Raw genomic sequence first — 21,128 nt, forward strand, 5'->3', positions numbered from 1 at the left:
TTGGAGTTGGAATAGACCAAATAGATAGCCCCATCTTCATCAATCCAACCTTTACTCAGAGATAATTCCAAGCGATCTTTGAGAACAGCATAAGCAACCTTAACCTCAAGTTTCATTTCCTTATATCGATCACTCTCAAACAAGAGTTTTGGGAGCTTATAGTAACGCTCTGACGTTTGATAGTGATTTGCGGTAATACGTTTCATGATTGTCCCTCCAACACTAACAGGCCAACATTCCCCATGTCATCAAACTGGATTAAGCCAGACTCTTCCATCTCACCAACTATCCATGTCGCTTTCTCAATATCTATTCGCATGATAGCCATGAGATGACACATCACAATTTGTCGTGATGACTGTTCATTCTTTTGCATGATTTTCCTCCTGAAAATAAAAAAAGCAAGAACACTTATTAAAATGTTCTCGCTGGATTAATTTATTGCTGACGTATCTATTTTTTATCTACGCAGTCGACATCCAAACAGACGTTCACATCAATATACTTTTTTTGCACCTTTTTTATGTCAATATCACTCTTTTCAATAAAGACAAAATGCTTGAAAAAGTGCTTAAAATAAAGGATTTTTACCCTTTGCTTCGTTGTAGCAACACTACGCACTCCACGTGATGCGTTTGTGGAAATAGATCAACGGGCTGGACCTTTTGGAGTTTGTAACCTAGTTCTTCATAGAGTTTGATGTCACGCGCCATGGTAGCCGGGTTGCAGGAGATGTAGGTGATTTTCTTCGGTGAGACTTCCACCGAGCTTCGGATAAAGCTTTCGGTCAAACCTTTTCGCGGAGGATCAACGACGATGACGGTTGGTTTGATGCCTTCTTTGACCCACTTGGCCATGGCATTTTCAGCCGTATCACAGACATAAGTCGTATTGGTAATACCGTTGCGTTGTGCATTTGCTCGGCTATCTGCAACCGCACTTTCGACCACTTCAACCCCATAGACATGCTGAACGTCTTTAGCAAAGGAAAGACCGATGGTTCCAATACCTGAGTAAGCATCAACAACCACATCGTCTGCTGTGAGTTCTGAGAAATCAATGGCTGTTTGATAGAGTTTTTCCGCCATTTCGGTGTTAACTTGATAGAAAGATGGCGCTGAAATCGCATAGTCATTGCCCAGCATGGTGTCTGTGATGCTGTCTTTGCCATAAAGGGTGCGAAATTCTGATCCAAAGATGGCATTAGTATTCTGATCATTGATGTTTTGGATAATGGACACCAGGTTTGGAAAGGCTGCGACCAGCTGGTCAATCACTTGCTCGATTCGGAAAAGCTTGGGACGTGTCGTTACCAAGACCAGCATGAGCTCGCCCGTGTAATGTCCACGACGAACGACGAGATTACGGATCAGACCGGTCTGCGCGAGGTCGTCATAAGGCTTGAGGTCAAATCGGCGCAACAGGTCTCTTGTCGTGTTGATGAGGGCATCAATCTCAGGGTGTTGGATGTAATAGTCCTCAATCGGCATCAGGTCATGGGAATTTTTGCGAAAAAAGCCTGTTTCTAATTGGCCATTGACCCGTCGCACAGGGACCTGGGCCTTGTTGCGGTAGGCAAGAGGATTAGCCATCCCGAGGGTTGGTAGAACCTCTATTTCTGAATTTCCGGCAATTTTGCGGAGGCTATCTTCGACCTGTTTTTGCTTGAAGGCTAATTGGGCCTCATAAGAGAGATGGCCAAGGTCCGCAATCCCTGTGCGTAGGTAATCCAGGTTGAGGTCCTGGTTTCGGTCCTCTGAGGTTTCCAGAAAGGCTTCGACCTTGCCATAACCAATCGATTTGTTTACCTTAAGCACGCGCATCTGAATGCGTTCGCCAGGTAAGGCATTGTCCACAAAAAAGACATGCCCATCTGCCTTTGCTACTCCCTTACCCTCATGGCTAAGGTCAATGATATCAACCTCTATAATACTGTTTTTTTCTAACATCTCTTTATCTCTTTCTTTCCTGCTCTGCTATTTTCCAAATGAAAAGGCCAGAGCGATACTCTAACCTTTATTATACCATAGTTCATTACCGCAAGCCTAGTTCATAAAGCTTATCTTGGTAGGATTCAAAGTCAACAAGCAAGCCTTGACCGCCATACATATCGTACTCATCCACCCAGTCCCCAGCTGCTGGGACAGTTGTTTGCTCTATGCCATTTGCTGCATCACTGATAACTGATACGCCCTGACTCAAGATAAAGGAGTAAGGAACATTGGTGGAGGTCATCCCCATGATTTTTCCGACAGCTGCTGAGCCAGTAAAGAGTTTGGTGGGATCCTTGACTTGTTGCAAAATAGCCGTTAACACTTGTTGCTGACGCTCTGTCCGTCCGAAGTCACCAGCATCATCCTTACGGAAACGCGCATAATTAAGGAGGGTCCGTCCGTCCATCTGCTGCTCGCCAATTTCAATCGTTTGCTCAGGCACCACACCGTCCTTCATATTGAGATCGTCTGGTACTTGAACGGAGTCAACTTTATCACCATCAACCGTAGCAAACTGAGCGTCGATTGTGACCCCGTTTGGAAAGAGGGTGTCAATCGCTGCTGCAAAGGTCTGGAAATCCACCATAGCATAATATTTGATATCTATGTCATAATGTGATTTTAAAGCAATACGAATGGCTTCAGCCCCTTGTTTATCGTTTTGCTCCCCGATGCTAAAGGCTGTATTCAGCTTCTGGTCATAGTAGGTATTGAGACCATCTTCGTAGCTCACCTCAGGGATATTAATCAGGGTATCACGCATAAAGCTGACGATTTTTATTTTTCCATCAGCATTACCAATGTTAACAACCATGATCGTATCTGTCCGAGCTTCGGCACTGACTTGGCCAATCCGGGAATCGGTCCCCAAAACTAAAATATTGGTCCCATCTCGAGTCTCTTGGCCATCGAAAAACTCGACCTCTGCCGCTTCAGCATTAGCCTCAATACTTTTGGCATCATGATAGCCTTTAAGGAACATGAGAAACATTCCGATAACTGAGATCAGGAACAAAAGTCCGACGCCTTCGAGAATCGTTTTCCCCCACCCTTTTTGTGGCTTAGGAATTTTCGGTGCTTTTTTAGAGGAATGCTTAGCTAAAGCTGGTTTATTTTCGGGTGATTCTGTTTCTATTCGGTGTCCAGATTGTCTGGTTTCAATACGGTTTTGAGGCATAGATTGACGCTCCTGACTCTCCCTATGCAGTTGACGGGCCATATCCTCTATTGAAGCATAAACTTCCACCTCGGGTGGTTGAGAAGAAGCAGATTGGCTGCGTGATTGCTTAATGGTTTGAGTTGCCTTCTTATGAGACGTGGTAGGATTAAGAGCCGTTCCTTCCTGCTTTTTGGTACGATCGGATGATGATTGCAGAGGGCGATAGCCTTTTTGACTTCTAGTCCGTCGACTTTCTAAGACGGGAAGGCCTTCTGGTGTCATTTCTTGCATGTCACGAATCGGTGTTCGTTGTGGTTTGGGTTCTACCTGACGTTTCTTGCTCAATGGTGAATAGGCAGGCAAATCAACTGGCTCTGGGCGTCGTCTCGAAACTCTATATGGTGATTGGCTCGCTTGTCCAGCAATTTTGGCTTCTAAATAATGCAATTCAGCCCGATCTCGCTCACTGAGGTAATGAATATTCTTTTGTAAATAATCATATCGCAAACTCTCGTGATGACTGAGATTAGCGTAATGTCTTGCCATTTGTCTTCCTTACAGTTCCAAGTTTTCCATTTGAAAAACTTCATATTTTCCTAAAATTTTATACCTAATCCCCATGCTGGTTAGCTCATCTAATGCAAAATGGACCAGCTCAGGGTGATCATATCTGGCATCGAGAATGAAGAAATACTCTCCTAATACCGTCTTAAGTGGCCTACTCTCGATTTTGGTCAAATCTATGCCTCTCCAGGCAAAGGTTGCCATTGCTTTATAAAGGGCTCCTGGCAGGTTATCTGGCAAGGTCAAAGCAAGTGAAATTTTATGGCCTAAACTATGAGCAGAGATACTTGGTGTTTGGTGTCCTAAGAGCCAAAATCGGGTGAAATTTTCCTGCATTTCCTGAATATCCCGAGCCGCAGTCACTAGGCCATAGGCTTTGGCTGCAGAATCAGGTGCGATAGCCGCATAAGGCTTATCCGGATGCTCTGAAACATAGCGTGCGGCATAGGCTGTTGACGCTGTCAATTCAATCTCTGCCTGAGGATAATGCTTGGTGATATAGGCCTTACCTTGAGCAATAGCTTGCGGATGGGAAAAGATGCGTTCAATCGGTTTGGACACATCCGTCACCAAGAGTTGCTGTTTAATGGGTTGGATAAATTCGGCCACAGCATGAAGGCTGGCTTGGTGAAAAAGGTAATCGAGGGTCTCATGGACGCTTCCTTCAATCGCATTTTCAACCGGAACAATAGCCGCATCTACCTGACCTTGCTCATAGGCCTTGATGACCTCTGTGATGTTAGCAAATGCTAGATGGTCTGCTGATGGGAGAGATTTTAGAGCGACGTTGTGAGAAAAGGAGCCTACCGGTCCAAGATAAGCCAATTTCATACGAGTACCTCAACGATTTCTTCAGGGGATAGGCTAGCTACGTCAATTGTCTGAGTAGCTACTTCTTCATACAGTTCTTGGCGGCTGTCAAAGATTTTTTCCAAGTCTTCTTTACTATTTTGCTCAAAGACCGGACGGTCATTGACCGTATCTGCCGCAATCCTTCGATAAAGGGTTTCAAAGTCCGCTTTCAGATAGATGTTGGGCTGGTTTTGAGCCAAGAGTTGGCGGTTCATGTCAGACAGCACCACGCCACCACCAGTCGAGAGCACAATATCTTCCTCAAGCAATTCAGCCAAGACTTGGGACTCGATAGCCCGAAATGCTGGTTCTCCTTGTTCCTTGAAAAATTGCGCAATAGACATGCCGATACGATCTGTAATAACAGTGTCCATATCCACGTAATGGGGATCCAGCTTTTTCGCTATAGTAGACTTACCAGACCCCATAAATCCAATCAAGACTTTAGCCATGGCGCAAGCTCTCTAAATCACTGAAGAAGCTTGGATAGCTAGTATTGATGGCTTCGGCTCTTTCAAGCACCACTTGACCAGAATCTGCTACGAGAGAGGCAATCGCGCCCATCATGCCAATGCGGTGGTCACCAAAGGTATTGATGACTGCTCCGTGAAGAGCCGTTTTCCCTTTGATCATCATGCCATCTTCTGTTGGTGTAATGTCAGCGCCCATGCTGTTGAGAGCATCTGCAACGACTTGAATGCGGTCTGTTTCTTTGACTTTTAACTCTTCGGCATCGCGAATCACAGTCTCACCACTTGCTTGCGTTGCTAATAGCGAGATAATCGGTAACTCATCAATCAAACGCGGGATGATGTCGCCTGCAATTTCAGTGCCATGCAGGTCTGAGGTTTCTACAGTCAAGGTTGCTGATTTAGCCACTTCATCAACCTCAGAGAGGGTCAGCTTTCCACCCATGGCTTTGATGACATCAATAATACCGGTCCGGGTTTCATTAATGCCGACATTTTTGAGGACAACTTTAGAGTTAGGCACAATTAAACCTGCTACTAACCAGAAGGCCGCACTAGAAATATCCCCAGGCACGGTTACTGTTTGACCTTGCAAGGTTTGGCCACCCTTAACACGGATTTCTTTCCCATCTACGGACAGCTCTCCACCAAACTGACGAATCATGTCTTCCGTGTGGTTCCGTGTCAGTTCTTTTTCAACAATGACTGATTCTCCTTCTGCTTGAAGGGCTGCAAAAATCAAGGCTGACTTAACTTGAGCGGAAGCCACCGGAAGTTGATATTGAATCGGATTTAGCTTGGCACTACCTGTTAGCGTCAATGGCGGTAAATCGCGATCTGTCAGGCCAGATACCTCAACGCCCATTTGACGCAAGGGAATGGTTACACGGTCCATAGGGCGTTTCGAAAGGGAGTCATCTCCGAACATCTCAACGGTGAAATCTTGACCCGCTAAAACACCAGAAATCAAGCGAATAGAGGTCCCTGAATTGCCCATATCGAGCTTATTCTGCGGTGCTTTTAAGCCCTTAAAACCAACACCCTCAATGGTCACGGTCTCGCCATTGTCTTCAACAGAGACACCTAACTCCCGAAAGACCTGCATGGTTGAAAGCACGTCTTCGCCACGCAAAATGTCATGAACGGTCGTTGTGCCCTCGCTAATCGCCCCAAAAATAATGGAGCGATGACTGATGGATTTGTCTCCAGGAACTTTCAAGGTTCCCTGCAAGCCTGTGCATTTGGTTTCTAATTTCATTAGACTTCTCCCGTACTGTCTGTAATGGTTCTATTTTACCATAAAAAGCTTAAAATTTGGCTAACCGGCTGAACTTCCCATTAATCCGTAAAAAAATCCTTCACCTTTAGGATTGTCTCGTATGGGTGAAGGATAATTTCTTTATTAACATTTATATTGGCAATAAAATACGCGACCGCTGTTTAAGATAAGCAATCATACCCTAGGTCAAAAAAGGCTAATTCTAAAGCAACAGCGTGATTCCAGCGTTCTTGAAGTGCTGTTACATCTTCCTTGTCCTTGCAGACCCGATTTAACTCATCAACTAGAAACTGAACCCATTCCTCAAAGAAGGGACCTCTATGAAGATTTACCCACTCCAGATGGACATAGCGCCCAGGGAGAGTCAAATCCTTGGAACCCCAATCCAGATACAGCCCTTCGGCAATCACCAACATGACCAAGAGATGGGCATAATCTGAACTGGTCACTGCTGAATACATGAGGTCTTGAAAATCCTTTGTGACAGGATATAGCTTGGCATGAAGGTAATCCTTTTCTGGAACCTCTAATTCTTTAAAGGCTTTTAGAAAATAGCCGTCTTCATCCGCTTCGAGAAAACCCAGCTGTTTGGCAAAGCGGAGCTTGGCTTCTAACCTATCTGCATGAGCTACACAGGCCCCCAGCATGGACAAGAACGCATCAAAAAAATGGTAATCCTGGATGAGGTAGGTCTTTAGCACGGAGTCTGCTAAGGTGCCTTCAAAAAGCTCTGTCACAAATTGGTGATTAACCGCATTCTGCCAATCTTGCCGACTCCCTTTTAACAGTTGCCCGACAACAGGGCCTGTTTGAAAGGCATGTACTCGGTTTTCCATTCTTAATCTATCCTTTCTTATATTATCTCTTCCACCATGACATCATTGCTCAAGCTAGCCCAGTGATTGGTTGGACCGTGTCCGTGACCCACATGAATTCGATCGGCAATGGCCCCTTGAATAAAGCGTCTTGCAATGATAATGGCTTCTCGTAAGGCTACTCCCTTGGCAAGTTCGGCAGCGATACAGGCTGAAAAGGTATCGCCTGTTCCGTGTGTCGCTCTGCTGTCAATCCTTGGGGCCAACAACCAAAAGCTTGTCCCATCTTCTAAAAGAACATAATCCCTGACGGTATCGCCTGTCCCATGGCCTCCCTTAATGATGATATTGGGGCAACCTAGTTGTTGAAGGTAATGCGCAGCATCCACCATAGCCTCATCCGTCTCAATGGCATGGCCAACCAAGGACTCTGCTTCTGGGAGGTTAGGGGTACAGACGGTTGCTATCGGCAAAAGCTCTTGCTTGATGGTCTCAATTGCTTCTTCTGCCAACAAAGGATGGCCACCTTTGGCAATCATGACAGGGTCAACTACCAAAGGACCAAAGTTCGAGGTCTTATAGGCTTCCACAACCGTCTTGACAATCTGGCTATCAGCCAGCATTCCCGTCTTTGCAGCGCGAATATCCAGGTCTGCTGCCAATGACTCAAACTGAGCAGTGATAAAGGATGTTGGAACGGAGTGAACCGATTGGACGCCTAATGTATTTTGCGCTGTTAAGGCTACAAAAATGGTTGTTCCAAAAACCTGACGTGCTTGAAAGGTCTTCAAATCAGCCTGAGCCCCAGCGCCACCTCCCGAGTCAGAACCCGCTATGGTCACCACTTGTGGGGTACTATTGATCATATGATTATCCTCCTAAAGTTTGCTCTAATGTCTTTTTAAAGGTTTCCACAATGGCTGGGATATCGGTGGCTTTCATGATTCGACTAACCACAGCCACTCCTGCAATTCCTGTTCCGCTAAAGGTCTCTAACTTAGTTTCATCAATGCCTCCGATGGCCACTACTGGAATACTGATGGCATCAACAATTGCCTTCAGGGTTTCGATAGAGGTGGCTTGCGTTACCACCTTGGTTTGGGTTGGAAAAATAGCTCCGACACCAAGGTAATCCGCACCTTCCTTTTCTGCTTGAAGAGCTCTCTGGACCGTTTTGGCTGAAACCCCCAACCATTTATCAGGACCGATTAACTGACGCACGACTGCGACTGGTAATTCCTGATCACCGATATGGACTCCCGCTGCATCGACAGCCAAACAAATATCCACACGATCGTTAATGATCAAGGGAATGTTATACTGATCTGTGATGGCCTTAACCTTTACTGCTAAAGCGTAAAACGCAGCAGTCGTTGCTTCTTTTTCCCTGAGTTGGACCAGGGTAACACCTGATTGGCAGGCTACTTCAATCTTTTTTAAAAAATCCCTGTCTTCTTCCTCATATCGAGCTGTTACCAGATAAAGGGTTAGTCTTTCCTTATTCATTCTTTTCCTCCCTGATAGTTGCTGCCTCTTGCCAGTTATGCTCACGGTAGAGACACCCCAACTGATCTAAAAGCTCCTGTCTAAAGGATCCCAGCGCATTTGGATATCGTTTGGCCGCCTTTTCCCCGCAGAGGTTAAAATAGGTGACTCCCTGTAAGCACGCTTCTAGCTTATCTAACTGATCTCCTAGAAAGCCTGCTATCAAAGCACCGACAACATCACCAGTACCCGTAATGCGATCTAGATTACTGGAGCCATTCGTTAGCCACCAAATCTTACCATTTACGGCGACGATATCTGTGGGACCTGTCGCTAAAAAACAGGTTTCAGGGTGAGCTTTGGAAAAATCCTTGAGAGCCTTACCGAGTTGCATTAAACGACTCCCAGACTGATCAGCCTGCCACCCATCGACGCCTCTAGCCTGACTGCTCAAACCTAATAAAGCTCGTATTTCTGAGGTGTTTCCTTTCACCACCTGAGGTGTCAACCTGAGCAAGTCCTTAACCAGATGAAGGCGGTTCGGCAACTGGGTAATCCCCACAGCATCAACAACCATAGGTTTGTGGTACTGATTCGCTAAACAAGCAGCCTCTTTAATCACGTTTTCTTTGTCTAAAGTCATCTGACCTAGATTAAGAAAAAGAGCATCCGCGACCTTGATAACTGTGGGTAACTCTCTCCTATCTTCTGTCATCATGGATTTTGCCCCGATCGCTAGTAGGCTATTAGCGACAAATTCATTGCTGATACTATTGGTAATGGCATGAACCAAGGGACCATTGTTTAAAGGCAAGCAAGTCGGTCTGTCACTATAGGATTTCATGCTATCTCTCCCTTCCCTTTAAACTGATTTTGAATGTCTTGAACGATCTTTAAGTGTTTCAGGCTTCGCCATAAAATGACCGCTGCAAAACTACCGATAAGGGTTGCACCCAAAAAACGAGGGGTATAGACAAACCAATAGAGAGCTGTTTTGGTGCCAGTAAACCAAACCATCACAGGATAAGACAGAAGAGAGCCGATAATTCCCGTTCCGATCATTTCTCCCAGACAGGCAAAGCCTATTTTCCGTCCGTATTTGGCACCAAGCCCAGCGCCAACAGCACCAAATACAGCACCAGTCAAGGCCAGAGGTGGAATGCCCATCAAGGTCATCCGCAAGATCCCACAAAAGAGGGCCATCAAGCCGGTATAAAGAGGCCTCATCAGCATGGCCGCAACGATGTTGACCACACTAGACATCGGTGCCATCCCCTCGATTCGTAAAATGGGAGACAATACCACATCCAGACTGACCATCACGGTCAGAATCAGCCATTTATAGAGTTGTTTATTATTTGTCATCGAAAAACTCATTTTCTAAAGGCCATTGTTCAAGGGTGTAGGCCATCTCCCAAAACAAATATTCTAATTGGCTACTTCGGTAAAAGGCAGCCAACATGGCTTCTTGCTCCTCAGGACTTGCCTTTTCGTATAACTGGTCTAGGACCTGACATTCATAGGCAATGTTTTCTTTTGAATCTTCCCCTGCATAGGTGTCTATAAATTGTTGGTAGATAGGGACTGGAGAGCCTTCTGGTTTGAGCAAAAGGCCAATTTCATGATAGAGCCAAGGACAAGGCAAGAGACTGGCACAGGCCACGGCCAAAGATCCCTCTGCCAACTGTCTGTACATGTGGGCCACATAATGATCCGCAGTTGGCGCAATGGGAGTTTCTGCTACTTCCTCGTCTGTAATCCCAAGGTCTTTGAAAAATGCTTCTCTGATCATAGCTTCGCCTTCTGCCAGATGACGACTATTTTCCGCCATCAGTTCCTTGATGACAGGGTTATCGGTGCGCTCAGCAATAATCTGATATATTTTACTAAAGTGCTCCAAATAATAACGATCTTGAAGAAGGTAATAGCGGAAAATCTCACTTGATAAGGTTCCTGCCTGCAATTCTTTAATAAAGGGATGGTGAAAACTCTCTTCCCAATACCGATTAGCTCGCTTGCGAGCAAGAGTTGAAAAACGCATGAATGATTCCTTTCTGGGTTCTATATTGAGGATTACTAGAGAGAGCACGGAATGGTTCTGTTCTCAGTAATCTTGTAGTCATCATGTCTATAGTCATTTAGGCATGACAAAGACAACTCAACGTTAGAGAAATAATACTGAATGGTTTTCAAAATCTGAAATTAAAGAGTGTCACTTCTCTATCAAAGCATCAAAAAATCCCCTTTCTATTGCCGAATGTGTTGGCAAACAAAAGAGGATTGCAATTGATGATAAGCTCAAAAATCTGTCTTATCCCAGCGAGCTTGCTAGTAGGATTAGACACTTATACGAGTCATTTCCCTTCGGTGGTCCTAACCACATCAGGTTCAATGGGTATCATCTCAGCCCTAAGGGGCACCCCAAATGTTCTCCAATTATTGATAGTATATCAGGTTCCATAGGTTATGTAAAGCGTTTTCTCTCAGGAAAGACTCCCTAGCTTTTGACATACTAGGACTTGACAGAATAGCGATTCTTATAGAATTTCTCTTAAAGCATCTATATCTGCCTGAGTTGTCGACCAGCTGGTAGCAAGGCGTATCACCGTATGCTGGTCATCGTATTTTTCCCAGAAGCTATAAGCCACCTGCTGGTCTAATTCTTCTAAGGTTTCATTGCTAACGATAATGAACTGCTGGTTAGTAGGCGATTCTAAATAAAAGCGATAACCCTTATCTCTGAGAATGCCTTTTAACTGCTCGGCCATTTCCAAAGCATGTCGTCCTATGCTTTCATAGAGACCATCCTCAAAGAGTGCCTTAAACTGAACACTGAGCAAGCGTCCCTTGGCTAAGAGGGCACCGTGTTGTTTGACATGGGTGACAAAATGCTTAGGCTGGTTGTTTTTAGTGAACACAACTGCCTCACCACAAAGTAAACCAGCCTTAGTCCCCCCAAAGTAAAAGACATCTGTCAACCGTGCAAGCGTTGGTATGTCTACTGCCCCGTCAGCTGCTAGACCATAGGCTAATCTGGCCCCATCTAGAAAGAGGGGAATGTCATAAGCCTGACAAATCTTAGAGAGAGCTTCGAGCTCATCTTCTGTATAGAGAGTTCCATATTCTGTCGGGTGAGAAATATAGACCATGCCAGGATAAACCATGTGGCTATGGTTGCTGTCAGCGTAAAACTCAGCTAAATAAGATGCCACTGCCTTAGCCGATAGCTTGCCATCCTGATGAGGTAGGGTTAAGACTTTATGGCCTGTGAACTCGATAGCACCTGCCTCATGGGTCGCAATATGCCCTGTCTCTGCTGCAATCACCCCTTCGTAGGGGGCAAGAAGGGTGTCAATCACCAATTGATTGGTCTGCGTGCCACCCGTTAACAAGGTAACCTCAGCCTCAGGACAGTCACAAAGCTCTCGCAATTGTTCCGTTACGTTTTCAGTGTAGGGATCACTCCCATAACCAGCTAATCCTTCAAAATTACTCGTGACTAATGCCTCTAAAATAGCTGGATGCGCTCCCTTATTGTAGTCGTTCTCAAAATGTAACATTGCCTCACCTCACCTTTATTTGCCCTATTATAAATCAATTCTCCTAATAATTCAAGATAAGCCTCATGGGAATCAATAACTCTTTTCCATACTAAAAAAGAATAATCGAGAAATCTATTCGTTTTGAAAAAGATATTGTAAAACGAGCTTTTCAGACGCTTAAACCCTCTACACGCGTTGTCTTGACTGACCAAAAAAACTAGCAAGACTAAATTCGTACCAGCTTGCCAGCTCTTTGCCTGTTGTCACTTTGATTTGATTTTCTAGATAAATACCTGACCAGTCATCCGTCTCATCCGCATGACGACAATGGTCGCTAGTAAGGCTTTAATCGTGTCTCCAGGGATGAAAACAAGGTTTGCCAGCAGGGTAGCTCCTATGGGAGCTTGTGTGTATACCGCAAGCCAAATAGCTCCTATCACATCGATAAAAAGAACACCCGCTAGCCAGATTACCCCAAACGTCAGCAATGCATTTTTGACATCTACCTTTGACAGCCCCCAACCAATGAGGGCTGGAACAAAAAGCCAGGTCAAGACATAGCCTGCTGTCGGTCCCATTAAGACTGGAATCGTTGTTGATTTCCCAGAAAAAACAGGTAGAAATAGACCAATCATTAAAACGAGAACAACTGCTAAGGTGCCTTTTTTAGGTCCTAGTAAGGCACCTGAAACCATCACCCCTAAATTTTGAAGGATAATGGGGACAGGAATAAACCCTAAGGGAATTCCTGGAATAAACCCTAAGACAATCATGAGTGTGGCCATCATTGTGATTTGTGTAAGGTCCTTTATTTTCATTTCTTACTCCTTTATCTTATCCGTTGTAAAATAGATGCTTTTGTGCAGAGCACACTTAGGATTAAAAGGGTGCTGACAGTGAGGACAGGCCCCATCTTGATATTCTTGTTGCGTCAGGTAGGTCTTATAGACTCCACATAAGACTGGGTATTCCACATCAGGTCCAGTAGCCAAAAAGTTATGGTCCTCTAGGGCATCATGACACTCATAACAGGCATAGTAGCGCTGACACTGGCCACACTTTAAAACCACAACATCTAAGGGTGAGTGGTAATGCAGGCAGCGACTCTCCCCATCAATCTCTAGTCCATAAAACATATCAGATCTCCTTATTCCATTGTATTTTACAGTATCTGGACAGAAACGTCAACCTTTTTCATAAAAAGGGGTAACAATGTTTTTATTTATTTAGTTGACAGGTTAACTATCTAATGCTATTATCTAGTTAACTGGTTATTTACCGGTAATTTTATTTTTTATCATTCTTATTTAAGGAGACTTATGAAAAAGAAATACATTCTAGGGTCTGCTGCTGCCTTGCTATTAGGCGTTTCGAGCTACCAGATGGGCCGCCTTCAGGAGCAATCCAAGCAAGAAGACGCGACAATTGCCTACACCAAAGAAGCCGGCAAATCAAAAATAGCGTCTCAACAGGCGACTCCTCAGCAGATTTCAGATAAAGAAAACATTGACGCTGAACAAATTGTTGTTAAGATTACGGACCAAGGATATGTGACTTCGCATGGGGACCATTTCCACTACTATGATGGTAGGGTTCCTTTTGATGCCATCATTAGCGAAGAACTGGTCATGAAAGATCCCAACTATGTCTTCAAAGACAGCGATGTGGTCAATGAAGTAAAAGACGGTTACATCATCAAGGTAGATGGGAAATACTACCTTTACCTAAAGGATGCTAAAAAGCAAAGCAATGTCCGCAGCAAAGAAGACATCAAGGCGCAACAGGAAGGGCACGCTGCTGAACACATCCATTCTGCTTCTGGAGACTCCAAAAGCACTGCTACAGGTTATCGCACAGATGATGGCTATGTCTTTGATCCAAGCCATGTCCTGCAAGACTTGGGAGATGGTTTCCTTGTTCCACATGGTGACCACACGCACTACATCCCTAAATCTCAGTTATCTGCTAGCGAACTTGCTGCTGCTAATGCTACACTTGCTCACAGAGGACAAGCAGGTTCAGGCGAGCAGGGAGGTAGCCAGGCGCAACCGATTCACCAGCCTAGCCAACCGAGCCAGCCTGGTCCTGTTGCTGGCGTTGACTACACAACTGATGATGGTTTCTTGTTTGATGGTACAGGCATTCAGTTCCATACGGCAACTGGAATTGTTGTCCAACACGGCAATCATAACCATTTCTTATCCTATGACAGCTTGATTGGTGGTCCATGGGATCACTTGGTCCCAGCCAGCGCTCGACCAAGTCAACCAGGCTCTACTGCACCAGTTGACAAACCTAATCCGACACTCCCATCCCAGTCCAATCAGCCTAACAAACCAGGGCAACCGGTTCGGCCAAGTATTCCAACCAAGCCTGATAACAATACGTCTACTAGTTTAGAGGAAAAATTAGCCTACCTTGCTAAAAGCCTTGGCATTAAACGCTCTGACTTGACCCTTATGGACTCTGAAAAAGGGCCTTTAGCGATTTGGAAACATGGGGACCATGATCATGTTTATATTCTTAATGATTTTAAGATTGGAGACAAGATTTCTACTGGTCATGACCATCCAAGTCCAACATTGCCGTCACGACCAAATCAGCCCGTAACGCCAAACCCAACAAAACCTAACCAACCTGAGAAACCAAGTGTCCCAGTTAACCCAACTGAACCTAATGAGCCTATTAAACCATCTAAACCAGAAAAGCCAACTGATAACATAGAGGAAAAATTGGCCTACCTTGCTGATCTCCTAGGGATTAAACGCTCTGACTTGACCCTTATGGACTCTGAAAAAGGGCCATTAGCCATTTGGAAACACGGTGACCACGACCACGTGTATATTCTCAATGACCTTAGTATCGGTGACAAGATTGAGACTGGTCACGATCATTCCGGTACCGATCAGACAAATACCGATAGTATTGCTGAGACGGAGGCTAAGCGCCGCTACATTTCAGAAACCTATAATGTTCCTTTAGAAGCCATTAAAGTCAAGGACCTTTACTTTGTCTTTAACGAACCGACCCAAGATTATGATCCGACGCATATTCACCCTTACATGCTCAGAAGAGATTTGGTGACACTGCCTGAGGTGACCGGGGATCCTGAAACGGATTTTGAAAATGAACTTCTAGCCATTGCCAAACACCGCAACATCAAAACCAGTGACATCCGTATCGAAAATGGCAAATTTGTCATTCCTTATAAGGGCGAAGGTCACGGGCACACTCATTTCCTCAACATTAAAGCTAAAGACGGCCTCAAAGCTTACCTTAACAATAAGCTTCCAGCCATCCAAGGTGGTTTTGTAGCGGGTGACTTTGACAAAGAGGTAGTCTTAGCAAAAGTCAATGCTATCGAAGCAGAAGCTGAGCAACTTTATGGCACAGAAAAACCGCGCCAACTCCATCGCATCAGCCAGGCGTTATCAGCATTTAAAACTGATTTAGACGAGTTAATCACTAATTCGACAGACGGTTATCTCAGCATGCTAGACAATTTCCGTCGTCAACATCTCCTCGGTGAGGATGCTCCAACTGCTAAACCGATTGATACCCTTTATAACAATCTGCTAAACAGGATCAGAGATTCCCATATTCAAATTACTCCGGTCGATAAGACAGAATGGGTCAAACGCGTCAATACGGCTGCCGCAAAATCAAACACTCATGACCTAGAAGTCATCACCCATGAATTAAGCGAAATCCAACGTTTTAATGACCGATTGGTTCCGACCGCTACACAATATCTTGATTATTTCACGCGCCATGTGAATCAATCCGCATTGCCAAACGAGCTTAGAGAAGATACCGCTAAAGCTATCGGCCAAATCTACCGTATTCTGGATAGAAAACCAGCTGATGGCGAAACCTATCCAAATTTAGTGGGCAAATGGGTTGATTTAAAGATGCGAATTGACATTGCAAGCGTTGAGCGTAAAAGTTATGCCCATGAAGACGGTGACGCCTACAAAGCACTAGCCGATGACCCTCATGCCCTGCGTGGAATCGCCTCCTTCATTGATGCTTTCAAAGAAAGCTTTGCTACCAATGGCCAAATGGAAACACCAAAAACCATTCTTGAGCCTTATGGCCAACCCCTCAGTGACAAGGAAAAAGCCATTAACGCAGCAGAACCAACGCTACTTTCTCGCATAGAGGAGAAAACAGAAGAGCTAGTCGCTCCTAAGCCTGAGGATTCAAAACCAGATAAACCAGCTGAAACCAAACCTGAGGACAGCTCACCAACTGCTACTTCGATAACACCTGAGGACCAAATGAAACTGCTGGAAATCTCAGGAAATATCCAAGAAGCTATCTTGAAGGCCTATCAAGATGATAAGGACCATAAGGATGAAGCCTTAATTTCACAATTACAAGCTATTGTCGCCAAGGTAGCCACCTATGGCAATCAAATGACGAAAGACCAGATGCTTGCCCTCCAAAATGAACTAATCCAATTCTCGATGGATACCTTAGCAGAGAAGAGTCCTTATAAAGAACTGATTCCTAACAAGTCAGAGACTGCTGAAGAAAGTAAGCCTGAACCTTCACCAACCACTCCTCCTGCAAGAGAGGAAAATGAGGGCAAAACACCATGGACTGAGGAAGATCAAAAGCTCTTACTCGATACCATAGAAGAGATTAAAAATAAAATCTTTGACCACTACACCGGTGACCAAGAAGCTCAAGGCCTTGAGTACGTGAACATGCTTTACGCTATTATCGCTCCTATTGGTCAAAACTATGGTCAAGATCTCTCCAAAGAAGATCTGACTAAGATGAGAGAGGCAGCCATTGCCTTTGGCGATCAGGTTCTTTCTGAAACTGGTTCTCCTGAGACTGGTGCAGACGAGGCGAACGGCAATCAACCTGAACAACCAGAAACTCCAGCAGATCCAGAACCAGCTAGTGAGCAACCGATCGTAGAGACGCCTCCTACTGAAACAGTCGCTGAACCATCGTTTGACGCGCCGTTTAGTTCTGAGGACACGTATGAAACCATGGAACTGGCAGGACTCGTTTATGCAGCTTTGTTTAAATTTGAAAATGCACCAGTGAAGTATTCACAATACGTTCAAAAAGCTGACGCTATCCAAGCAAGAGTGCAGGTTGCACGAACAAAAGCTGACTTAGTTGCCATCAATAATGACTACAGACAACTATTAGCTGAGATGGAAGCTGATACTGGTGTAGATAATGAAACCACACCCTTTGATCTAGCTGACTTTGAAGACTTCCTTTCTGATGAGGATGAGTTCGATGACGCTAGTCTTGAAGAATAAGTGCTCTGCTATTTGTGATTAGCTACCGCTAGTTCAATAGACGAAGCCAACAGTATAAACAATCTGCATAGGTCTAAAAAACGAGAGATTCACCTAATGTGAGTCTCTCGTTTTCTTTTTTTCTGAAAAATGGTAGATTCCCATAGACAATGACCATCACTCTTAAACCAATTGACTTAGACGATGATAAGCTCGGCATCGACGTATCATGGTACTCTCACAAATAGATTTTTCAAGAATTTCCCTTTAAAACAAGGGCTCATTCCTCATCAAACCGGGTCAAGCCGTATTGTTCAATGATGGCATTTAGTTTACTGGCATAGCTGGTATCCGTGGCATAACGCCCTTGTAAATAAGCTGTCGCATCATGGTAAGACGTCGTGTTGCTCTTCCAAGTACCAGCATAAAAGTCTGGCGCACCAATCAAGCCATGGCGAAGAAGCTTAGCATTATCCTTTAAGGAGGCATGGTAGGTTGGGTATTTTCGAAAAGGGGCAAGGACTGTGTACAGATTACCTGTCCCGTCGTCCTCAGCGGTCTCAATCTCATAGGATTGCCCCCAATACTCCCCCTTGATACCAAAGAGGTTGTTGGCTTCGACCGTCAACTGGCTTTTGCCCCAATCGCTTTCTAAAATGGCTTGCGCCACCATGACTGAGGCATAAAGGTCATTTTTACCAGCTATTTCTTGAGCAGATTTGCCAACAATTTCAATAAAAGCATTAGGATCTGCCTGTTCAAAGGCAGTTTGCTCAGCCTGAAGAATAACTTGCCTCCTTATCCATAATCCGGCAAATAGGAGGCACAAGAGCACTCCAAAAACCTGCAGACGCCGTTTCACCTGTTTTTTGAGTTTTTTTCTAGGTCTTATTTTGCCCCATTTTTTGAGATTTAGAATGTTACGTTTCTTAGCCATATTAGAGGTTTTGATGGACAATCTGACCATCTGCAATGGTGTATTTGACCACACCTTTTAAGGTCTGCCCAACAAATGGTGAATTGCTTGATTTGGAAGCAAAATCAGCTGTTACAAGGCGATCTTCCGTCTCTGAGAAAATCACAAGATCTGCTGGACCACCCTCTGCCAAGTAACCAGCATCAAGGTCATAGAGGGAGGCAGGGTTGCAGGTCATTTTAGCCAAATAGTCAGACAAGCTTAAATCACCTGTATGGACTAGATGAGTCAATCCCAAGGAAAGAGAGGTTTCCAGACCTGTCATGCCTGATGGCGCTTTGGTAAGGTCTGCCACATTCTTTTCATCCGCATGATGAGGCGCGTGGTCTGTCGCGATAACAGAAATTACTCCAGATTTTAGCCCCTCAATCACTGCCAGACGGTCGCTTTCAGTGCGAAGCGGTGGGTTCATCTTAGCATTGGCACCTGCTGTTAAGAGCAAACTTTCAGTGGTTGAGAAATGCTGCGGAGAGACTTCTGCTGTTACAGGTGCTCCTAATTCTTGGGCAAAGGCAACGACTTTAACTGATTCTGCCTTAGACAAGTGTTGAATATGCAACCGAGCATTTTCAGCATGTGCAATCATGACATCACGCGCTACCATACTATACTCTGCCACACCCGTTGCCCCACACACATGGAAATGGCTCTTGGCAATATGCTCATTAAGCCCAAGAATGCCGTTGAGCTCTGGATCTTCTTCATGAAGGGAGATGAGAACGCGGTGTTCCTTGGCCAGCCTAAGGGCATCGCGGACAACCTTGGTCGACTCTAATGGAATACCATCATCTGAAAAACCAACAGCTCCTGCTTCTAATAAGGCTTCAAAATCAGTCAGGTTTTGTCCATCAAAATTTTGAGTTACCGTAGCTACTGAGTAAATATGGATTTTTTCTTTTGCAGCTGAGGCCAATACTTCCTTTAGGGTGTCTACTGTTGAAATAGTAGGATTGGTGTTGGCCATCATGACCACACTAGTCACCCCACCAGCTGCTGCCGCCAGAGCTCCAGTATGAATGTCTTCCTTGTGGGTCTGGCCAGGCTCCCGAAAATGCACATGAATGTCAACCAGACCAGGCGCTACAACTAGGCCTGTCGCATCAATCACTTCCATGTCGTCGTGCGCAATGGCTCCTCCCATTTGCAGGATTTTTCCATCCTCAATCAGGATATCCATGACTTGGTCAATCCCAGATTTAGGGTCAACAATACGGCCATTTTGAATTAAAAGCATACAGTTCTCCTTTGTTCTTTCTTAGTCCTTAGACTTCCTTAAAAATTCTTCTAAATTTCGTTTATGTTGGTACTTGATAGCTGCTTTTTTATCCTTCTCTATAATAGTCTGGCTTAAATTCAGACCGTTGATGGCAGCAATAGCCACCACGTAATGGATGATATCTGCTAGCTCTGTGACTAATTCCGCATCCAAATCAGCTTTGTCTTGTGCTTTACGACCTGCTCTTTGGTTCAGAACTTCAGCCACTTCTCCGACTTCCTCCACCAGTTTCATGAAGAAACCTTGCTCATCTCGATCTCCCTGATAATGATGAGCTAAGTAGACTTGCAGGTCTGTAATAGAATAAGATTTGTTAGAATCACTCATAAAACACCACCTCTTCATCGACCAATTCATTGTCTTTGTAGCTAAATTTCGCTGAGAAAAAGGGGCGATTTTCTAGAATCCAGGTCAGGAAGGTTCTGTCCCCTTCCCAGGTGGGTTTCTGTAGAACTTGGCCATAAGGCACCCACTCCAATTCGCCTTCTGGGCAGTCTTCTAAAAAGTCACCGTCAAAGGCCGTTACTCTGAACACATAGGTGTACCAGTCATTGTCAGGGGTGAATTCAGGAAAGGTAATGACCCCACAGAGGTTCATGGTTCTTGCAGTGAGACCTGTTTCTTCCAGGATTTCACGCTTGGCGCATTCTTCTGGACTTTCTCCAGCTTCAAACTTGCCGCCAACGCCTATCCACTTGCCTTCGTGGACATCGTTTGGCTTCTTATTTCGGTGGAGGAGCAAAAGACTCTCTCCATTGTCTACATAACAAATGGTTGCTAATCTTACCATCTCATCACCTCAACCAATCTATCGGTGCTCTGCCATTTGCCACCAAAAAAGCATTGGCTTTTGAAAAGGGACGGCTACCAAAGAAACCTCGGTAGCTCGACAAGGGGCTGGGATGCGCTGACTCTAAAATCAAATGGTTTTTATTGGTAATCAGGGCCTTTTTTTTACGCGCATAGGCCCCCCAGAGAATAAAGGCGACAGGCGTATCCTGGGCATTGACAACCTTGATAATGGCATCTGTAAAAGGCTCCCAGATGAGACCTGCATGACCGTTTGCATGACCAGCAGGTACAGTCAGACAGGCATTGAGGAGCAAAACTCCCTGGTCTGCCCAAGGCGTTAAGTCATGGGATGTTTTGATCCCAATATCATCGCCTAATTCTTTTAAAATGTTTTGAAGGGACGGTGGCGTTGGCGTACTATCCGGCACAGAGAAAGATAATCCCTGGGCTTGACCGGGTCCGTGGTAGGGGTCTTGACCTAGGATAAGGACCTTGACCGCGTCAAGAGGCGTCCGCTGAATGGCTGCAAACACCTTGTCTTTGGGCGGGTAAACCACCCCATCATTATAGACAGTGTTTAGAAAGGCCTTGATTTTGCCGTAATACTGATCTGGCAACTGCGCTTTTATAGCCTCATGCCAAGCCGAATGCTCCATA

Annotated in this window: 21 protein-coding genes, 1 pseudogene and 1 riboswitch; of the genes and pseudogenes, 1 reads left to right on the top strand and 21 read right to left on the bottom strand. The window is 45.0% G+C overall.

Annotated elements, in window-relative coordinates; all coding sequences use genetic code 11:
• The 16 genes from J2S23_RS09630 to J2S23_RS09705 form a co-directional block, all read right to left on the bottom strand.
• A partial coding sequence (locus tag J2S23_RS09630) for a replication initiator protein A (RefSeq protein WP_307122516.1) occupies positions 1 to 206 on the bottom strand: 206 nt, incomplete at its 3' end.
• Positions 203 to 376 (bottom strand): hypothetical protein, encoded by a 174-nt coding sequence (locus tag J2S23_RS09635; protein ID WP_014612392.1) that lies wholly within the window; start codon positions 374 to 376, stop codon positions 203 to 205. The genes J2S23_RS09635 and J2S23_RS09630, both read right to left, overlap by 4 nt.
• A 211-nt stretch (positions 377 to 587) precedes the next feature.
• Positions 588 to 1,949, bottom strand: a complete 1,362-nt coding sequence (rlmD, locus tag J2S23_RS09640) for a 23S rRNA (uracil(1939)-C(5))-methyltransferase RlmD (protein WP_307122517.1) — start codon at positions 1,947 to 1,949, stop codon at positions 588 to 590.
• A gap of 85 nt (positions 1,950 to 2,034) precedes the next feature.
• Positions 2,035 to 3,699 carry an LCP family protein gene (locus J2S23_RS09645; RefSeq protein ID WP_307122518.1) on the bottom strand — a complete coding sequence of 555 codons (1,665 nt, stop codon included), beginning with the start codon at positions 3,697 to 3,699 and terminating at the stop codon, positions 2,035 to 2,037.
• Between the two features lie 9 nt (positions 3,700 to 3,708).
• Positions 3,709 to 4,548, bottom strand: a complete 840-nt coding sequence (pheA, locus tag J2S23_RS09650; protein ID WP_307122519.1) for a prephenate dehydratase — start codon at positions 4,546 to 4,548, stop codon at positions 3,709 to 3,711.
• Positions 4,545 to 5,021 (bottom strand): shikimate kinase, encoded by a 477-nt coding sequence (locus J2S23_RS09655; RefSeq protein ID WP_307122520.1) that lies wholly within the window; start codon positions 5,019 to 5,021, stop codon positions 4,545 to 4,547. The genes pheA and J2S23_RS09655 overlap by 4 nt, the downstream gene beginning before the upstream one ends.
• Positions 5,014 to 6,297, bottom strand: a complete 1,284-nt coding sequence (gene aroA / locus J2S23_RS09660) for a 3-phosphoshikimate 1-carboxyvinyltransferase (protein WP_307122521.1) — start codon at positions 6,295 to 6,297, stop codon at positions 5,014 to 5,016. The genes J2S23_RS09655 and aroA overlap by 8 nt, the downstream gene beginning before the upstream one ends.
• A 182-nt stretch (positions 6,298 to 6,479) precedes the next feature.
• A complete protein-coding gene (locus tag J2S23_RS09665; protein ID WP_307122522.1) occupies positions 6,480 to 7,154 on the bottom strand; it encodes a TenA family protein in 675 nt (224 codons plus the stop codon).
• A 17-nt stretch (positions 7,155 to 7,171) separates the two neighbouring features.
• Complete coding sequence (gene thiD / locus J2S23_RS09670; protein WP_307122523.1) at positions 7,172 to 7,999, bottom strand: bifunctional hydroxymethylpyrimidine kinase/phosphomethylpyrimidine kinase; 828 nt, start codon at positions 7,997 to 7,999, stop codon at positions 7,172 to 7,174.
• 4 nt (positions 8,000 to 8,003) lie between these two features.
• Entirely contained in the window at positions 8,004 to 8,639 is a 636-nt protein-coding gene (thiE, locus tag J2S23_RS09675) for a thiamine phosphate synthase (protein WP_307122524.1), read from the bottom strand.
• Positions 8,632 to 9,462: a hydroxyethylthiazole kinase gene (thiM, locus tag J2S23_RS09680; RefSeq protein ID WP_307122525.1), complete on the bottom strand. Its 831-nt coding sequence runs from the start codon at positions 9,460 to 9,462 to the stop codon at positions 8,632 to 8,634. The genes thiE and thiM overlap by 8 nt, the downstream gene beginning before the upstream one ends.
• Positions 9,459 to 9,983: an energy coupling factor transporter S component ThiW gene (gene thiW / locus J2S23_RS09685; protein ID WP_307122526.1), complete on the bottom strand. Its 525-nt coding sequence runs from the start codon at positions 9,981 to 9,983 to the stop codon at positions 9,459 to 9,461. The genes thiM and thiW overlap by 4 nt, the downstream gene beginning before the upstream one ends.
• The gene (tenA, locus tag J2S23_RS09690; RefSeq protein ID WP_307122527.1) at positions 9,973 to 10,659 is read right to left on the bottom strand and encodes a thiaminase II; all 687 of its coding nucleotides are present in this window, start codon (positions 10,657 to 10,659) and stop codon (positions 9,973 to 9,975) included. Before tenA ends, thiW begins: the two co-directional genes overlap by 11 nt.
• Before the next feature lie 301 nt (positions 10,660 to 10,960).
• A riboswitch (TPP riboswitch) is annotated at positions 10,961 to 11,052 on the bottom strand.
• 103 nt (positions 11,053 to 11,155) lie between these two features.
• Complete coding sequence (locus tag J2S23_RS09695) at positions 11,156 to 12,178, bottom strand: threonine aldolase family protein (RefSeq protein ID WP_307122528.1); 1,023 nt, start codon at positions 12,176 to 12,178, stop codon at positions 11,156 to 11,158.
• A 263-nt stretch (positions 12,179 to 12,441) separates the two neighbouring features.
• Entirely contained in the window at positions 12,442 to 12,978 is a 537-nt protein-coding gene (locus tag J2S23_RS09700; RefSeq protein ID WP_307122529.1) for a biotin transporter BioY, read from the bottom strand.
• Positions 12,979 to 12,981: 3 nt separating this feature from the next.
• Positions 12,982 to 13,296: a CHY zinc finger protein gene (locus tag J2S23_RS09705; protein WP_307122530.1), complete on the bottom strand. Its 315-nt coding sequence runs from the start codon at positions 13,294 to 13,296 to the stop codon at positions 12,982 to 12,984.
• A gap of 183 nt (positions 13,297 to 13,479) precedes the next feature.
• Here J2S23_RS09705 and J2S23_RS09710 point away from each other — a divergent pair, with 183 nt between their 5' ends.
• Positions 13,480 to 17,448, top strand: coding sequence for a pneumococcal-type histidine triad protein (locus J2S23_RS09710; RefSeq protein ID WP_307122531.1), 3,969 nt, complete (start codon positions 13,480 to 13,482; stop codon positions 17,446 to 17,448).
• Positions 17,449 to 17,716: 268 nt separating this feature from the next.
• On the opposite strand, the pseudogene J2S23_RS09715 reads toward J2S23_RS09710, so the two are convergent.
• From J2S23_RS09715 to J2S23_RS09735, 5 genes and pseudogenes are all read right to left on the bottom strand, one after another.
• A pseudogene (locus tag J2S23_RS09715) lies at positions 17,717 to 18,169 on the bottom strand (glucosaminidase domain-containing protein); the annotation flags it as partial.
• A gap of 196 nt (positions 18,170 to 18,365) precedes the next feature.
• Positions 18,366 to 19,637: a dihydroorotase gene (locus J2S23_RS09720; RefSeq protein WP_307122533.1), complete on the bottom strand. Its 1,272-nt coding sequence runs from the start codon at positions 19,635 to 19,637 to the stop codon at positions 18,366 to 18,368.
• 21 nt (positions 19,638 to 19,658) lie between these two features.
• On the bottom strand, positions 19,659 to 20,006 hold the full coding sequence (locus J2S23_RS09725; protein ID WP_307122534.1) for a MazG nucleotide pyrophosphohydrolase domain-containing protein: 348 nt from the start codon (positions 20,004 to 20,006) through the stop codon (positions 19,659 to 19,661).
• Positions 19,999 to 20,469, bottom strand: a complete 471-nt coding sequence (locus tag J2S23_RS09730; RefSeq protein WP_307122535.1) for an NUDIX hydrolase — start codon at positions 20,467 to 20,469, stop codon at positions 19,999 to 20,001. The genes J2S23_RS09725 and J2S23_RS09730 overlap by 8 nt, the downstream gene beginning before the upstream one ends.
• A 4-nt stretch (positions 20,470 to 20,473) precedes the next feature.
• Positions 20,474 to 21,127 (bottom strand): uracil-DNA glycosylase, encoded by a 654-nt coding sequence (locus J2S23_RS09735; protein WP_307122536.1) that lies wholly within the window; start codon positions 21,125 to 21,127, stop codon positions 20,474 to 20,476.
• Position 21,128: the final 1 nt, after the last annotated feature.

This window comes from Streptococcus moroccensis, from assembly GCF_030812835.1.
Classification (GTDB): domain Bacteria; phylum Bacillota; class Bacilli; order Lactobacillales; family Streptococcaceae; genus Streptococcus; species Streptococcus moroccensis.

Bases quoted from the DNA above. Each gene is read 5' to 3' on its own strand.
- thiW (WP_307122526.1), bottom strand. From the start codon at position 9,983: ATGACAAATAATAAACAACTCTATAAATGGCTGATTCTGACCGTGATG.
- J2S23_RS09705 (WP_307122530.1), bottom strand. From the start codon at position 13,296: ATGTTTTATGGACTAGAGATTGATGGGGAGAGTCGCTGCCTGCATTAC.
- J2S23_RS09700 (WP_307122529.1), bottom strand. From the start codon at position 12,978: ATGAAAATAAAGGACCTTACACAAATCACAATGATGGCCACACTCATG.
- J2S23_RS09730 (WP_307122535.1), bottom strand. From the start codon at position 20,469: ATGGTAAGATTAGCAACCATTTGTTATGTAGACAATGGAGAGAGTCTT.
- J2S23_RS09655 (WP_307122520.1), bottom strand. From the start codon at position 5,021: ATGGCTAAAGTCTTGATTGGATTTATGGGGTCTGGTAAGTCTACTATA.
- thiD (WP_307122523.1), bottom strand. From the start codon at position 7,999: ATGATCAATAGTACCCCACAAGTGGTGACCATAGCGGGTTCTGACTCG.
- J2S23_RS09635 (WP_014612392.1), bottom strand. From the start codon at position 376: ATGCAAAAGAATGAACAGTCATCACGACAAATTGTGATGTGTCATCTC.
- thiM (WP_307122525.1), bottom strand. From the start codon at position 9,462: ATGAAATCCTATAGTGACAGACCGACTTGCTTGCCTTTAAACAATGGT.
- tenA (WP_307122527.1), bottom strand. From the start codon at position 10,659: ATGCGTTTTTCAACTCTTGCTCGCAAGCGAGCTAATCGGTATTGGGAA.
- J2S23_RS09725 (WP_307122534.1), bottom strand. From the start codon at position 20,006: ATGAGTGATTCTAACAAATCTTATTCTATTACAGACCTGCAAGTCTAC.
- J2S23_RS09710 (WP_307122531.1), top strand. From the start codon at position 13,480: ATGAAAAAGAAATACATTCTAGGGTCTGCTGCTGCCTTGCTATTAGGC.
- J2S23_RS09735 (WP_307122536.1), bottom strand. From the start codon at position 21,127: ATGGAGCATTCGGCTTGGCATGAGGCTATAAAAGCGCAGTTGCCAGAT.
- pheA (WP_307122519.1), bottom strand. From the start codon at position 4,548: ATGAAATTGGCTTATCTTGGACCGGTAGGCTCCTTTTCTCACAACGTC.
- J2S23_RS09720 (WP_307122533.1), bottom strand. From the start codon at position 19,637: ATGCTTTTAATTCAAAATGGCCGTATTGTTGACCCTAAATCTGGGATT.
- J2S23_RS09645 (WP_307122518.1), bottom strand. From the start codon at position 3,699: ATGGCAAGACATTACGCTAATCTCAGTCATCACGAGAGTTTGCGATAT.
- J2S23_RS09695 (WP_307122528.1), bottom strand. From the start codon at position 12,178: ATGTTACATTTTGAGAACGACTACAATAAGGGAGCGCATCCAGCTATT.
- thiE (WP_307122524.1), bottom strand. From the start codon at position 8,639: ATGAATAAGGAAAGACTAACCCTTTATCTGGTAACAGCTCGATATGAG.
- J2S23_RS09665 (WP_307122522.1), bottom strand. From the start codon at position 7,154: ATGGAAAACCGAGTACATGCCTTTCAAACAGGCCCTGTTGTCGGGCAA.
- aroA (WP_307122521.1), bottom strand. From the start codon at position 6,297: ATGAAATTAGAAACCAAATGCACAGGCTTGCAGGGAACCTTGAAAGTT.
- rlmD (WP_307122517.1), bottom strand. From the start codon at position 1,949: ATGTTAGAAAAAAACAGTATTATAGAGGTTGATATCATTGACCTTAGC.